This window comes from Microbacterium pumilum, assembly GCF_039530225.1.
Taxonomy (GTDB): Bacteria; Actinomycetota; Actinomycetes; order Actinomycetales; family Microbacteriaceae; genus Microbacterium; species Microbacterium pumilum.
Map to the genome: position 1 here is coordinate 379110 of NZ_BAAAOH010000001.1, position 13663 is coordinate 392772.

The following is a 13663-nucleotide window of genomic DNA, read 5'->3' on the forward strand; positions in this document are numbered from 1 at the left end:
CGCAGACCGCGAACCCTTCCACGCGGTCACGCTGAATCAGGGAGCTCCTCCAGACGGGCCCGCGCTTGAGCGAGCAACGGACTGTCCGGAACGTGATCGAGCAGACTCATCGCCTGATTCAGTGCGTGGCGGGCCTCATCCGTGTCGCCGAGTTGCCTGCGGATGAGTGCGATGTTCATGAAGCACGCTGCGGCGTCCTCGGGAAAGCCGTCCTGCTGATTCCACTCCGCGAGGGCAGCGAACAACCAGAGTCCACGGTTGACTTCGCCGCCTACGAGGAGTTGTTCGGCGAATTGCCCCATCCGATTCATCGAATCCGCACGCTCTTCAAGGCCCTCGGTGCGCGCCAGGATCTCCCGGAATATGTGGCCGCCGTCATCCAGTCGTCCAAGCACCAGATAGATTTGGCCTGCCGTCATTGAGACTTCGTCTGCGTCGGTGCGGTCGCCGCCCTTGAGAAGCGCAGCCGCGGATTGCTCGAAGACCGACGCCGCCTCTGCGAGCTGCTGTTGCTGCGCATAAGTGTTCGCTATGTTTCGCAGTGTCTGGCCCTCGTTCCACGGCGATCCGAGCTTCCTCCACCTTTCCAAGGCTTCGAAGAAGAGAGGTAGGGCCGCCGCAAAGTCCCCTTCCTGCTGAACCTCAAGTCCCTTCTTGTTCATTGCATCGGCAAGATGCTCGGTAACCCATTGGAGATTGTCGAGGCTGTGATCCTCGGTCAGAAGGACCGCTTTCCGTAGTTCTGCTATCGCGTCCTCCAACTCCCCGACATCCTTGAACGCGATGCCCAGGCCAGCTCGAGCGTCGCGCTCCACGCGGGCGTCGAGGATCGAGGCGGTCAGGTCGAGCAGTTCCTTGAACGTGTCGACAGAGGCCCGGGGCTCGCCCTCCTTCTGCTGTATTTCACCGAGTATCTGCAGGGCCTGAGCCCGGAGCGAAGGAGCGGACCTGGCAACAGGATCGGCGAGCACCTCGTTCAACAGGTTGGTTGCCTCATCGCGCTGACCGGTGTTCTCTTTGATCCGTGCGATATTCGACAATGTGCGCAGCGCCAGACTTCGGTTGCCGAATCGCTCGAACACGAGGAGGTTCTGCTGGTACAGCTCAAGGGCGGCCTCGTAGGAACCCTCGAAGAGATCAATGTTCGCCAGGTTCCCACGCGACTGGGCGGCGCCCAGGTCATCACCGATCCGGTCGCGGATCGCGAGAGCTTGTCCCAGGTATCCCCTCGCAGATTCGAAACGACGCCTCGACACTTCGAGGTCCCCCAGATTGTTCAACGCGTGCGCGCGAGCCGGCTCATCCCCGAGTGCCTGGACGATTTCAAGCTCCTGTTTGTACAGACGCTCAGCCTCGTCGTACTCGCCTAGGAGAGTTCGCACCATGCCAAGGTTGTGAAGGGCCACCCCCCGCACATCCTGTCGGTCGTGCTCCTCAGCGAACGCGAGAACCTGTTCGTAGACATGCAGCGCATCCTTGGTGCGCCCCTGCTTCTGGTAGACGAGTGCGAGGTTGTTGAGGGCACCGAGGTGCTGTTCTTCCTCGGCAAGCGGAGCGAAGATCGCAATCACGTCCTGGAAGAGGGCGATCGCCTCGTCGAGTCGGTCTGCGTCACTGTAGGCGTTGGCGAGTGAGTCGACGACGACCCCGAAGTACGGTGATTTCCGCTCGAGGGGCGGCTGTGCCTCGTACAGTCTCTCGAGGACTTCAAGTCCGGCGGCGGGCTCGCCGACGGCGGTCAGGAGATCTGCGAAGACGAGCGCGATCCTGTCGAATCGCTCGGATGCCGCCCATTCGCGTGCCTTCTCGGCCACTCGCGCGTTCGCCTGCTTGACAACTCTTGCGGCTTCTTCAGCCGTCAGTGTGGCGCCAGCGGGCACAGTGTGCCGGAGTAGCGGCGCTGAAAATCCAGCCAGCCACCCGGGTAGCTCGCCGTGGACGATCTCCGCTCGTCCGCCGTATAGGGCTCGGGTTGCCGAAACAGCGGAGACAGGCGCTTCCTCGCCTCGTACCAGCCAGGTGAATCCCTGGGCTACCGCAGCATCGGGCTTCAAGAACAGATAGTTCTCGTCTGCCATCAGATCGCCACCTGAGTAGCCCAGGAACAGCCAGTGGTCCAAGCGAAGCAAATCCCGTATGCAGGCCGAAACGTCAGGCGTGAAGCCACGCTTGCGTTGAGACAGAGTGTCCACGAGAGTGTTCGGGCTCTCGACTGACCCATGGAGCTTGATGATCGGGCATGGCCTGCCAGCGCTACCCTCCTCGCGCCACCGACTGCCGACGCTGCCGAACTCGGCCGCATTCGCCCATACTTCGTAAGGCGCGTCGAGCTGCCGGAACGCGGCTTCCAGCGCCCGGTCGAAGTTGGTTGTCACGACGGCAGGAACGCATCCCGACTTCGCCAGGGCTGCGATCCTCAGATGGACGTCGTTGGGTGTCTCACTGTCGAGTGACTGCAGGACCGTGAAGTAGGACTCTCGTAACCGAGCGACAATGACCTCGGCTTGGTATTCCGGGGGGAACCGGCTGGCTTCCTGCCGCGCGGTAATCGCGTGCGCCAGGTCTTGCGCTTGCGCAGCTCCGATCAAGTCCTTGGCCCGATCGGCGAGCGCCACGATGACGGAGCGGTTCATACCCCACCACGAAGGCAGGCTCGTCGGGGGTATGGATGAAACTCCGGACCCGACGAAAATGACAAGCCGTGCATTCGCTGCAAACCGCTCAGCCAAGCTGGTCATGTCCGGATCCTAAGCTCAGATTTCCTCGCGGGATAGGCCGGCGAAATCAGGCACCGGGAATCGGCACCGGAGCGAACTCACTGAATCTGCCGCGCGTAGCCTTTGCGGGGCGGGTCGCTCAACTTTCCGCATCCGCTTCGACGGGTCGCTGTCTGCGTGTGAACCTCACCCGCAGTGCGGGGAAGGTGAGGACTGCGACGATTGCCGCAGCGGCAGCCGCGGTGGCCGCCCCCAGGAAGGCAGCCTGAAGGCCCGCTTCGGCCGCCGCGAGCGCCGTGCCGCCGGCCCCGAACACGGCCGCGCGGCGGGCGGCGTCGAGCGCACCGAAGACGGCGATCCCGATTGCCCCGCCGATCTGGGCCGTCGAGGAGGCGAGACCCGAGCTGACGCCCGAGTTTCGGGCGGCTATGCCCTCGGATATGACGAGTGTCGTGGGCGTGAAGCTGAATGCGACGCCGGCCGCGGCGATGACGAGTGCCGGCAGGACCCGCAGCAGGTACGAGTCGCCATTGTCGACCGTGGCAAGAATGAGGTGCGCAACCACCAGCAGCAAGAGCCCGATGACCGCCACCCGCTGAGGTCCGAGCCCGTTGAGCGCCCTCGGAAGAACGAGGATGCTGACCGCGAACCCCGCGAGCGATGTCGGCAGCATCGCGAGACCGGCGAGAGCCGGGCCATAGTCGAGGACCTGCTGCAGCAGCAGGGCGACGAGCACGAAACACGCGACGCGGGCACCGCCGCCCAGAAGATTCACCGCCACCCCACCGGCCACGCGAGCGTCACGAAGCACGCGCGCGGGCAGGATGGGGTCGGCCGCCCGCTTCTCGACGAGACCGAACCCGACCAGGCATGCGACAGCGACAGCGGCCGCACCGATGACCTCTGCCGAGACGAGCCCGCTGTGCGGTGCTGACAGCACTCCGAACACGACGGCGACCGCCGCTCCGGTGACGAGGGTTGCGCCGGCGGCGTCGAACGAGCGCCGCGCGGCCTCCTTCCCTGCTGGGAGGAGCGCCCAGCCTGCCACCCCGATGGCGGCCGCGACCCCGCCAGTGACGAAGAGCACGCTCTGCCACCCGAGCGCTGCGGTGAGGAGTCCGCCGACGGTTACGCCGGCTGCTCCCCCGACGGTGGATGCGGCACCCCACCCGCTCATCGCCCGTACTCGGTCCCGACCGGTGAAGCTGGCCAGGATGACCGACATGGCGGCCGGGCTCAGCATCGCCGCGCCCGCACCCTGGACAAACCTCGCACCGATAAGCAGCGTGTCGGTTGTCGCAAACCCGCCGAGCAGCGAGCCGGCGACGAGCACGCCGGCGCCGAAGAGAAACATCCGGCGCCGCCCGAAGACGTCCGCGGCGCGACCGGAGATCAGCAACAGACCCCCGAAGGTGAGGAAGTAGGCGTTCAGGACCCAGGCGGTTCCGACGGGCGTCAAGCCGAGATCAGTCGCGATCGACGGCAGCGCGACGTTGAGGATGCTGGAGTCGAGCATCACCACGAACTGCGCAGAAACGAGGGTGAGAACGAGCGGCAGAGTCGGGGGGTTCCGCATGTGCAATCACCTCCAGCACCGAGAGCCTAACCGCGCGGTTGACGAGGGGGAACTCGCATGAGGTGTGAGTGTCGCCGCTTCGAATCTGGGCGGGCCGCTGCCGCCGTCGAGTTCGATCGATTCATTGTGGCCCAGAGTCTGAGCCCGCGTCTCGCGCAACGTCCGCAATCCGGCCTGACAGTCGACAGCAGGGACATTCGCACTGGGTGCATGATGTCTTTCACTGGGACTCGATGGCTGCGATGCGTCAGTCAGGCATGAGAGCGCCGACCCGGAGGGCGTTAGCGATGACCGTGAGTGCAGGATTGAACCCGCCGTTGGTCACATGCAGCGATGCGTCTGCGACGTAGACGTTTCGGGTTCCCCACACCCGCCCCTGCGGATCGCATGCCCCGTGCGCGGGATCGCTGGACAGCCGTGCAGTGCCCGCCGAGTGCTCCTGACCCTGCGGCGCGACCGACATCTCGCGAGTGATGATCTGCTCACCGCCGGCTGCGCTCAGCCAATCGGAGCAATGCTGCGCCATCGCGGCCACGTTCGCCCGCGTCGCATCGTGAGCGGTTCCGCGCAGACGTGCAGCAGGCATCCCGCGTCGGTCCTTGACGACCGGATCCACCGTGACACGGGTCCACTCGTGGGGAATCTCCTGCACCATCGACATCGTCCCCGCCAGGTTCGGCGTCTCGCGCATCCATGCCTTGTGTTCGGCGCCGAACGGCGCCGGCGCGAACTCCCGGCCTGCTTGTGCCTTGTCGTACGGGAATTGCAAGGGCGCGTCGAAGATCACTCCACCTCCCCAGCCGTTCCGGTCGCGGTGAACGAAGTCGACGGTGGCGACCGAGTGACCGGGGCCGACTGTCTCTTTGATGTCGGGGCCCGAGCCGGCGATCGCGAGTGCGACGCCGTGGGTCATGTGGTTGCGGCCGACCCAGTCGTTGCCCAATCCGGAGGCCAGCAGCAGTCGCGCGGTCTCGATGGCTCCGGCCGCGACGACGATCCGGTCCGCGCGCGCCCGGAACCGCCGTTCCCCGTTGCGATCCTCGACGACTCCGCTGACACCTGTAGCCGTCCCATCACCGCTGTGTTCGATGGATGTGACCTGGGCGCCGAGCAGCAGGTCGGTGCGGTCGGTGGCGAGAGCGCGGGGGATGAACGTGTTCTGCGCTCCGTTCTTCGCATCCACCGGGCACGCATGCCCGATGCATTGCGCGCAGTGCACGCACGCCGCTCGGCTGTCTCGATCGACGGAGTTGATGGCGAAGGGAATGGGGGACGTCGTGATCCCGAGCCGCCGACCGGCGATGGTGAGTGCCTCCCGCGTGCGGTCGCTGCGGAGCGCCGGCATGGGATAGCCGCGTCGTCGCGGAGTCGCCCGCCCCACAGCGCTGTCCGCGTCCCCCGCGACTCCGAGTTCCCACTCGGCGCGCTCGTAATAGGGCTCCAGCTCGGAGTACCCGAACGGCCAGTCGGCGAGCGTGCTTCCTGCCGGGGTGCCGTAGGTGGAGGCCATGCGGAAGTCCTGCTCCCAGAATCGCCACGACATCCCCTGCCAGACGCGGGTTCCGCCGCCCAGCGCCATCGCATTCAATCCATAGGCCAGCGAATCCCCTTCGGCCTGCAGAACTTCGGTCGTCCCGTCGGGGTGCTCGAGGACTCGGGGGTTGCCTGCGTGCGGACCGACTCGCACGTCGTACAGCCCGGTTCGCTTGCCTTGGAGGTGGTTCCCCCGAAGCTCGCTGCTCCGCATCGGCTGGGCGCGCTCGATCAGAAGAACGTGCTTGCCGCGCTCGGCGAGCTCCGCGGCGACGGCGCCACCGCCCGCGCCCGCACCGATCACGATCACGTCATAGGTGTCCGCGAGCGAGTCGGCGTCGATTCCGGGAGGGTCGGCGACATCGAGCGGTTCGACGCCGTCGGGCACCGCTGAATATCCGACCATTCCCCACCCGGCCGGTTGGCGCGTGCCGCCGTAGTACGCCTGGTATGCGATGGTGATCAACGCACTCAGGGGACCGGCACTGTGCTCTGCTTCCAAAAGTGAGGCGAACACGGCCGACTGCTCCGCGGGCGCGAGCGCGGCGAAGGGTCTTGCATGGCGGAGGATCGCGGCCCGGTCCGCGACCTGCGCCGCGGTTGCGAGTGGAGTCGTGGTCCACGCCATGAAGTCGGAGCCGTGCTCGCGGAGCAGACGCTCGACGCCACCGTCCCAGCCCGCTGGCCAGTGATCCGCGGGCACAACGGTGTCGAAGAGAGCACGCAGCGTCCGCTCTTCGGCGTGAGGTGACTGCTCGTCGTCAACCAATGTCAATGCCTTTCCCGACTCCTGTGCGGAGAGTCTCTACCTGTTCAGCGCAGACGATGCCGGGCGCCGCATCCCCAGACTGCGACTCTCGTGGCCCCGCCGATCATCCGCGAAAGCACATCGGACCGGCCCGTGCACACCACCTTCGCGGGTGCGGCCCCTCATCGGTCTTCGGCGACAGCAAACGCCGTCACATCCTTGAAATCACGCACTCCACGCGCTTCAGACTCGCCGAGAATCGGCACCTCAGGATACTCGCGGTCGCCCAGCCCGTCCCCCAGAGAGCGGTCCGCCAGTGGCTTAGATGCGGCGACCGGTCGGGCCTCCTGCGTTCAGAGTGCGAAGGCTTCTCCGGGAGCGAGGATTTGGATCCGATCGGGGTTGACCACGACGTCGAAGAGATCCTCGGGGTTGCCGTTGAAGGGTGAGAAGTCCGGCGAATCGACCGATCCCCAGTGGTGAAGGAGCAACCGAGCGTCGGGGTAGGCATTGGCCATCTCGACCGCGCCGTCCAAGCCGAAGTGCCAGTCGCTATCCGAGAAGTCGAACAGCAACGCCGTCGGGGACGGCATGGTGAGATGGTGATCCCGAATGAGACGAGAGTCGCCTGGCGCCCAGATCGTGCCTTCGGGCGTGGTGATCCAGAAGCCGCATGAGTCCTCGTCGAGGAATGTCCGGGTTCCGGGTTCTGGATCGTCGTTCTGCCATGCGTGATCAGCCGGCAGCACCTCGATCGACAGCGGGCCTACAGAGAATCGGTCGCCGATGTGGTGACCGGTGCCTGGGATGCCGTGCTCGCGCATCACCTCGGCGACGTAGTTCGTGGAGTGGAACTCGCCGGTGACCGGAACGACGTCGATGCAGGTCGGGATGCTGAAGTGATCGTTGTCGGCGTGGGTGACCAGCACCGCGTCCAGGCGGGAAATGTCAGAGGTTTGCGCAGGCAACTCGATGAGCAGCGGCATGTCGAAACCGCCGAGGACGGGGTCCACCATCAGGAGGGTTCCCCGTGAGTTGATGAGGAAGCCGGCCATCCCGAGCCAGTACAGCGCCGTGCCGTCAGTGGAGTCGTCGAATGCGGCGCCGCCGAGCGGCTCCGTCGGCGGCGCCACCGCCTGCCCATCTTCTGAGACGCGAATCGATTGTCTGTTCGCCATGCTCTGCCACCTGCCTCTCCGGGCCCAGTCTGCCCTGACGACTGCACCGGTGAATAGAGCCCGCCGGGCCACGAAGAACTCGCCCTTAGACGTTCCCCGCTCGTCGACGACGCCCCCGGGCGAGTCATGCCACGGGGACGCGGTCCACGCGCCGCCGAGTCAATCGAGATGGATGCCGGTGCGTCGGGCGAGCGCGGCGAGGAGGCGGGTCTGAAAGTCGACGTCGGTTGCCGCGGAGTGCGGGGACTGCGTGCGCCGATGGTGCCAGTACCCGCCGGTGGCGGGTCTGACATCGGGATCGGTCGCCAGCCACGTCTGAGTCCGGTGGCCTTCGACGAGATCGTCCGGCGCAGCCGACCCGCCCATCCGGGTGGGAACCCAGCCCGGGTCGACTGCGTGACTGGTCGTGTCCGGCCATCGATGAGCGCCGGCCCGGCTGAGTGTCGTCACCCACAGCTTCGTGTCACTGTAGGTCGCCGTTGCGGATGCCAGCCGATCGAGGTCGACGGAGCCGCCGCGGTGCATCGAGCTGCTCAGATATATCAGGCGTCCCGGCTTATGCAACAGCGCAGTCAGTACATAAGGCGCGACGATGTTCACCGGTACCGTGGCGGGTGAGCGCATCGTCCCCGCGTTGTGGATCACGGCGTCGAACCGGCCGAACTCGTTCGCCTGGCGGGCGACATCTCGGGTCGCTTCCAGATCGGAGAGGTCGCCGATCACGGCGCCTGCCCAGCGAGCTGTGTCGGCGCCCGGCACCCGATCGGGGGTGCGGGCATGCACGACGAGGTCGTGACCGTCGTCGGCGAGCTCGATCGCTGCGGCAAGCCCCAGCCCGGTCGAGGCTCCCGTGACGAGGATCAGGGCCACGCCGGTGCTCCCGGAGCCGCTTGGTCCACGGGTCAGCTCTCCTTGCCTGACGTACCGAAGGCGTCCCTGGCGACCGCGAACAGGACCTTGTCCGTGTCGTGAGCGAGAGCGGGTGCGATATCGCCGACAGCCGTCTGTTCGCCCGTCCAGCCTGCCCCTGCAGTGTCGGTCATCATGATCCTTCCCTCAGACCCATGCAACACCGATCTGCTCGCGCGCGGGAGGTACTGCGGGAAGGTGTACTGACAGAGCATTCCTCGACACCGGTCCCCGGCGTATTGTCCGTCGTGGGCCAGCCGCAGAGCCGTGTCCGCCAGAAGGAGAAGCACCCATGAACATCGAACCCGTCGTCCCGACGATCAAGAACCCACCTGAGCGGTTCACCGGTGATGTGTGGCTCGACCCGATCGCGGCGCCCCGCAATACAGACCAGCGGATGACGGTCGCCACAGTCCGCTTCGCACCAGGCGCTCGCACCGCCTGGCACTCACACGCCCGCGGCCAATATCTGAGGGTGACCCAGGGCACGGCGCTCTGCGGCACCCGCGACGGGCACGTCGTCGCCGCCCACCAGGGGCAGACGATCTACACCCCACCCGGTGAGGAGCATTGGCACGGCGCAACCCCGGAACGCTGGATGGAGCACCTGGCAATGCTCGAAGGCGGCGACGACCCCGCCACCTCGACGACGTGGCTCGAGCACATTGCCGACCAGGAATACGCCCGCGCAGCCCAGGCATCAGGATCAGCGGAGGCACAGAATGACTGACACCAAGGTGTGGCTCGTCACCGGCGCAGGCCGCGGCATGGGCGTGGACATCGCGCAGGCGGCACTCGCGGCCGGATATCGCCTCGTCGCCACCGCACGTGACGCCGCGAACGTCGTTGCCGCGGTGGGCGACCACGCCGACCTGTTGGCCGTGTCGCTCGACATCACCGACACCGCCTCGATCGACGCGGCCGTGCATGAGGCGATCGACCGGTTCGGTCGCATCGACGTGCTCGTCAACAACGCCGGGAACTTCCAGGCCGGATACTTCGAGGAGATCACTCCGGAGCAGTTCCGCGCGCAGATCGAGACGAACTTCTTCGGCCCGCTGAACGTCACCAGGGCGGTGCTGCCGGTCATGCGCCGACAGCGCTCCGGCCAGATCGTCACGATCACCTCGACAGCGGGAATCGTCTCGGGTGCGTTCGGCAGTGCGTACGGCGCCTCGAAGTTCGCACTGGAGGGCTGGACCGAATCGCTGCGCGAAGAGGTCGAGCAGTTCGGCATCCAGGTCACCGCCGTCGAACCCGGCTTCTTCCGCACCGAACTGCTCGTCGAGGGATCGTCCACCCTCTGGTCCGATCTGTCGATCGACGACTACTCAGACACCGCGAGCACGATCGAAGCGTGGAAGTCGATGAACGGAAAGCAGAGCGGCGACCCCGCGAAGCTCGCTGCCAGCCTCGTCAAGGTCATCGAGCTGGACGAAGCGCCCGCCCGCTGGGTGGCTGGCGCTGACGCGGTCGAAGCCGTGAAGCAGAAGGGCCAGGCTCTCATCGAACAAGCCGATGCGCACCTCGACCTCTCAACCGGTCTCGACCACCCCGACCACGCTTCCTGAGACGTCGTCATGTCGCCGGAACTCCATGCCGGTGGGTGATCCTTCAGCGACCTCTCAGCTGTGGGATCCCCGGCGAATCAAAGGTGTTCACGCGGTACACGGTGCACCACCCCACGAGGTGAAACACGTGACGTCCCGGGCGTACATGCTCCTCTGCGCTGTCGGGCGGACAGCGGCCGAGTGAGCTCGGTGACGGCGAGCGTCGCGCATCCAGCCCCGGAAATCCGCCCGCGTCGGGCTTCGACGACGACCGCTCCCCCACGTGTCAAGCATCAGCCCCGGCCTCTCCGGACGACGCCGGCCGCCCTTCGGCCAGGGGCCGCGGACACCCCGGGGTCACCGGCGCCAGGTGTCGATCGGCAGGTAGGCCACGTCCACGTGGCCGAAGGTCGCCTGCCCCGTGGTGAATCCGACCACCGTCAACTCCGCGTCGGTCCGGTCCAGGTGAATCGGCCTCGGGCAAGGCGCAGTTCGCGCAGCGCAAGAAGCATGAAGACTTTGCGGATCGGGGTCTCCAACTTCGCGGGGTGAAATCGACGCTTAGTTCCCCGGTCGCGGTACACGCGTGTGGGGTGGTCCACCAGACCACTGTTCAACTCGCCCTTCCCCGACAACGCGCCGACGGCTTGACTCGAGGAGGAAGTGAGAGGACTGGCATGAGCGACAAGACGATCATCCTGAACAATGCTGTCGAGATTCCCGCCTTGGGACTGGGGGTGCTGCTGAGTGACGGCGAAGAGGCGACGGCCGCTGTGTCCACCGCGCTGCAGGCCGGTTACCGGTTGATCGACACCGCGGCGGCGTACTTCAACGAACGTGAAGTCGGGCAGGGCATCCGTGACTCCGGGGTCGATCGCGGGGACGTGTTCCTCACAACGAAACTGTGGATGACCGACTACGGGTTCGACAGCGCTCTGCGCGCGTTCGATACCAGCAGCGCCAAGCTCGGCGTCGACTACCTCGACCTCTATCTGCTGCACTGGCCGTGGCCGGCGAACTGGAATGACACCGTCGCCGCTTACAAGGCGGCCGAGCGCCTCCTCGCGGACGGGCGTGTCCGCGCGATCGGAGTGGCCAACTTCAAGACAGAGCACCTGCGGGCGCTTCTGAGAGAGACGGACGTGGTGCCCGCCGTGAACCAGATCGAGCTGCACCCCAACTTCCAGCAGCGCGACCAGCTCGCCCTGCACCGAGAGCTCGGTGTCCTGACCCAGGCGTGGTCGCCGATCGGCGGAGTCTACGGGTGGGCCGGCGAGAACGGCGCGGTGCCGCCGTTGCAGAACAAGACGATTCAGGGCATCGCCGCCGCACGTGGGAAGACCCCCGCGCAGGTGATCCTGCGCTGGCACCTGCAGGAGAGGCGCAGCACGATCCCCAAGTCGGTCAACCCCCAGCGGATCGCGGAGAACCTCGACGTCTTCGACTTCGAGCTGACAGCCGACGACCTGGAGGCGATCGCAGCGCTCGATACCGGCCGACGCGGCGCCATCGACCCCGACGAGGCCACCCCCGACGTCATCGACCTCACGATCGACGCGGCGTGACATGTCCACTCCCGAAGAGATCCGCAGCTTCCTCACCTCGCGGCGCGCCAGGATCACCCCCGAGGAGGCCGGCGTACCCGTCTTCGGCGGTGCCCGGCGAGTCCCGGGCCTCCGACGGGAGGAAGTCGCCCACCTGGCAGGAGTCAGCACGGACTACTACGCGAAGCTGGAGCGCGGACGCACCCGCGGCGCATCCCGCGAAGTGCTCGACGCGATCGCGCACGCTCTGCAGTTGGATGACACCGAGCGGGAACACCTGCTGAACCTGGTGGACGTCACCGCGGCGCCCCACCGGCGAAAGCCGCGCCCGAAGACGCCCATGGCAGTCACGGCCGGCACTCAGGCCGTGCTCGACGCGATCACCGTGCCCGCGATCGTACAGAACGCCCGACTCGACGTCGTGGCCGCCAATGCGCTCGGCTCGGCGCTGTACCCCCTGCCGCCGAAGGGCGGCGAGCTGTTCAACGCCGCGGTATTCCAGTTCCTCGATCCCCGCGCGGAGGACTTCTTCATCGACTTCGCCCGGGCCAAGAGGAACGCCGTGGCACTGCTGCACCAAGCCGCCGGGAGAGACCCTTTCGACGACGCGCTCATCCGGCTCATCGGCCAGCTGTCCATGCAGAGCGACGAATTCCGGTCGCTGTGGGCCTCGCACGACGTCATCCGATACCAGCGCGGGACGAAAAGGTACCGGCATCCGGACGTCGGAGACCTCGAATTCGGATACGAATCCTTCGACCTCACCACGGAACCGGGGCTGACCATGCTCGTCTATACGGTCGAGCCCCACTCGCCCACCGCGGAGCGGATCGCGCTCCTGGCCTCGTGGGTGAAGACCCAGGTGGGGTCACCCGATCGAGCGGAGACATCATGAACGAGACCATCACCCTCAACAGCGGGGCGCGCATCCCCGCGATCGGCTTCGGCGTTTTCCAGAGCGCCCCCGAAGAGACCGCGGTGGCGGTAGAGACCGCCCTCAAAGCCGGCTACCGGCATATCGACACCGCTGCCGGCTACGGCAACGAGCGTGAGGTCGGCGACGGCATCCGTCGGTCGGGCATCGACCCGGCTGAGGTGTTCGTCGAGACGAAGGTCTGGGTCAGCGACTATGGCTACGAGCAGACGTTGCACGCGTTCGAGAAGAGCGCGACCAAGCTGGGGGTGTCTCAGATCGACCTGCTGATCCTGCACCAGCCGATGCCGCAGCACTTCGAACGAACCGTCGGGGCTTACCGGGCCCTCGAGCGGCTCCTGGATGACGGGCAGGTGCGGTCCATCGGGGTCAGCAATTTCATGCCCCACCATCTCGCGGCGTTGCGCGAACAGACGACCGTCGTACCGGCAGTCAACCAGGTGGAACTGCACCCCTACTTCACCCAGCCTGACGTCCAGCGCGTGGACGCAGAGAGCGGGATCCTCACTCAAGCCTGGTCGCCGATCGGGGGCATCACCTTCTACCCCGGCTGGGGTGAGAATCGTGCCAGCGTTCTCGAGGACGGCACCATCCGTCGCATCGCCGAGACGCACGGAAAGACTCCCGCACAGGTCATGCTCAGATGGCACCTGCAGCAGGGACGCTCGGCCATTCCCAAATCGACCAACCCGGGACGAATCGCGCAGAACATCGACGTGTTCGACTTCGAGCTCGACACCGACGAACTCACCGAGATCGATGCGCTCGATCGTGGAATGCGCGGCGGCCCCGATCCCGACGAGGTCGACCCCTCCACCTGGGACGTCGAAATCCCCGAGCCCTGACCCACACGCCCGCTACAACAGAAGGACAGCATCGTGCACACACGCACCCTCGGTCACAGCCTCGAAGTGTCCGCGGTCGGACTCGGCTGCATGGCTGCATGGGCATGTCTGCCGGCTACGGGCCAAACC

Annotated in this window: 11 protein-coding genes; 5 read left to right on the plus strand and 6 right to left on the minus strand. The window is 66.2% G+C overall.

Annotation, left to right across the window (positions count from 1 at the left end; all coding sequences use genetic code 11):
• Positions 1-26: 26 nt before the first annotated feature.
• The 6 genes from ABD188_RS01755 to ABD188_RS01780 form a co-directional block, all read right to left on the minus strand.
• Entirely contained in the window at positions 27-2738 is a 2712-nt protein-coding gene (locus ABD188_RS01755; protein ID WP_344057944.1) for a tetratricopeptide repeat protein, read from the minus strand.
• Positions 2739-2856: 118 nt separating this feature from the next.
• Positions 2857-4293: an MFS transporter gene (locus tag ABD188_RS01760; protein WP_344057945.1), complete on the minus strand. Its 1437-nt coding sequence runs from the start codon at positions 4291-4293 to the stop codon at positions 2857-2859.
• A 247-nt stretch (positions 4294-4540) separates the two neighbouring features.
• The gene (locus tag ABD188_RS01765) at positions 4541-6601 is read right to left on the minus strand and encodes a GMC oxidoreductase (protein WP_344057946.1); all 2061 of its coding nucleotides are present in this window, start codon (positions 6599-6601) and stop codon (positions 4541-4543) included.
• A 326-nt stretch (positions 6602-6927) separates the two neighbouring features.
• Positions 6928-7752, minus strand: a complete 825-nt coding sequence (locus ABD188_RS01770; RefSeq protein WP_344057948.1) for an MBL fold metallo-hydrolase — start codon at positions 7750-7752, stop codon at positions 6928-6930.
• 159 nt (positions 7753-7911) lie between these two features.
• On the minus strand, positions 7912-8622 hold the full coding sequence (locus tag ABD188_RS01775) for an SDR family NAD(P)-dependent oxidoreductase (protein WP_344057950.1): 711 nt from the start codon (positions 8620-8622) through the stop codon (positions 7912-7914).
• 32 nt (positions 8623-8654) lie between these two features.
• Positions 8655-8795 carry a hypothetical protein gene (locus ABD188_RS01780; RefSeq protein WP_344057952.1) on the minus strand — a complete coding sequence of 47 codons (141 nt, stop codon included), beginning with the start codon at positions 8793-8795 and terminating at the stop codon, positions 8655-8657.
• Positions 8796-8953: 158 nt separating this feature from the next.
• On the opposite strand from ABD188_RS01780, the gene ABD188_RS01785 reads away from it, so the two are divergent.
• From ABD188_RS01785 to ABD188_RS01805, 5 genes are all read left to right on the plus strand, one after another.
• Positions 8954-9391 (plus strand): (R)-mandelonitrile lyase, encoded by a 438-nt coding sequence (locus ABD188_RS01785; protein WP_344057954.1) that lies wholly within the window; start codon positions 8954-8956, stop codon positions 9389-9391.
• Positions 9384-10232 carry an SDR family NAD(P)-dependent oxidoreductase gene (locus ABD188_RS01790; RefSeq protein ID WP_344057956.1) on the plus strand — a complete coding sequence of 283 codons (849 nt, stop codon included), beginning with the start codon at positions 9384-9386 and terminating at the stop codon, positions 10230-10232. The genes ABD188_RS01785 and ABD188_RS01790 overlap by 8 nt, the downstream gene beginning before the upstream one ends.
• A gap of 656 nt (positions 10233-10888) precedes the next feature.
• Positions 10889-11776, plus strand: a complete 888-nt coding sequence (locus ABD188_RS01795; protein WP_344057958.1) for an aldo/keto reductase — start codon at positions 10889-10891, stop codon at positions 11774-11776.
• A gap of 1 nt (position 11777) precedes the next feature.
• On the plus strand, positions 11778-12650 hold the full coding sequence (locus ABD188_RS01800; RefSeq protein ID WP_344057959.1) for a helix-turn-helix transcriptional regulator: 873 nt from the start codon (positions 11778-11780) through the stop codon (positions 12648-12650).
• Positions 12647-13534 carry an aldo/keto reductase gene (locus ABD188_RS01805; RefSeq protein WP_344057961.1) on the plus strand — a complete coding sequence of 296 codons (888 nt, stop codon included), beginning with the start codon at positions 12647-12649 and terminating at the stop codon, positions 13532-13534. Before ABD188_RS01800 ends, ABD188_RS01805 begins: the two co-directional genes overlap by 4 nt.
• The last annotated feature ends 129 nt before the right edge of the window (positions 13535-13663 follow it).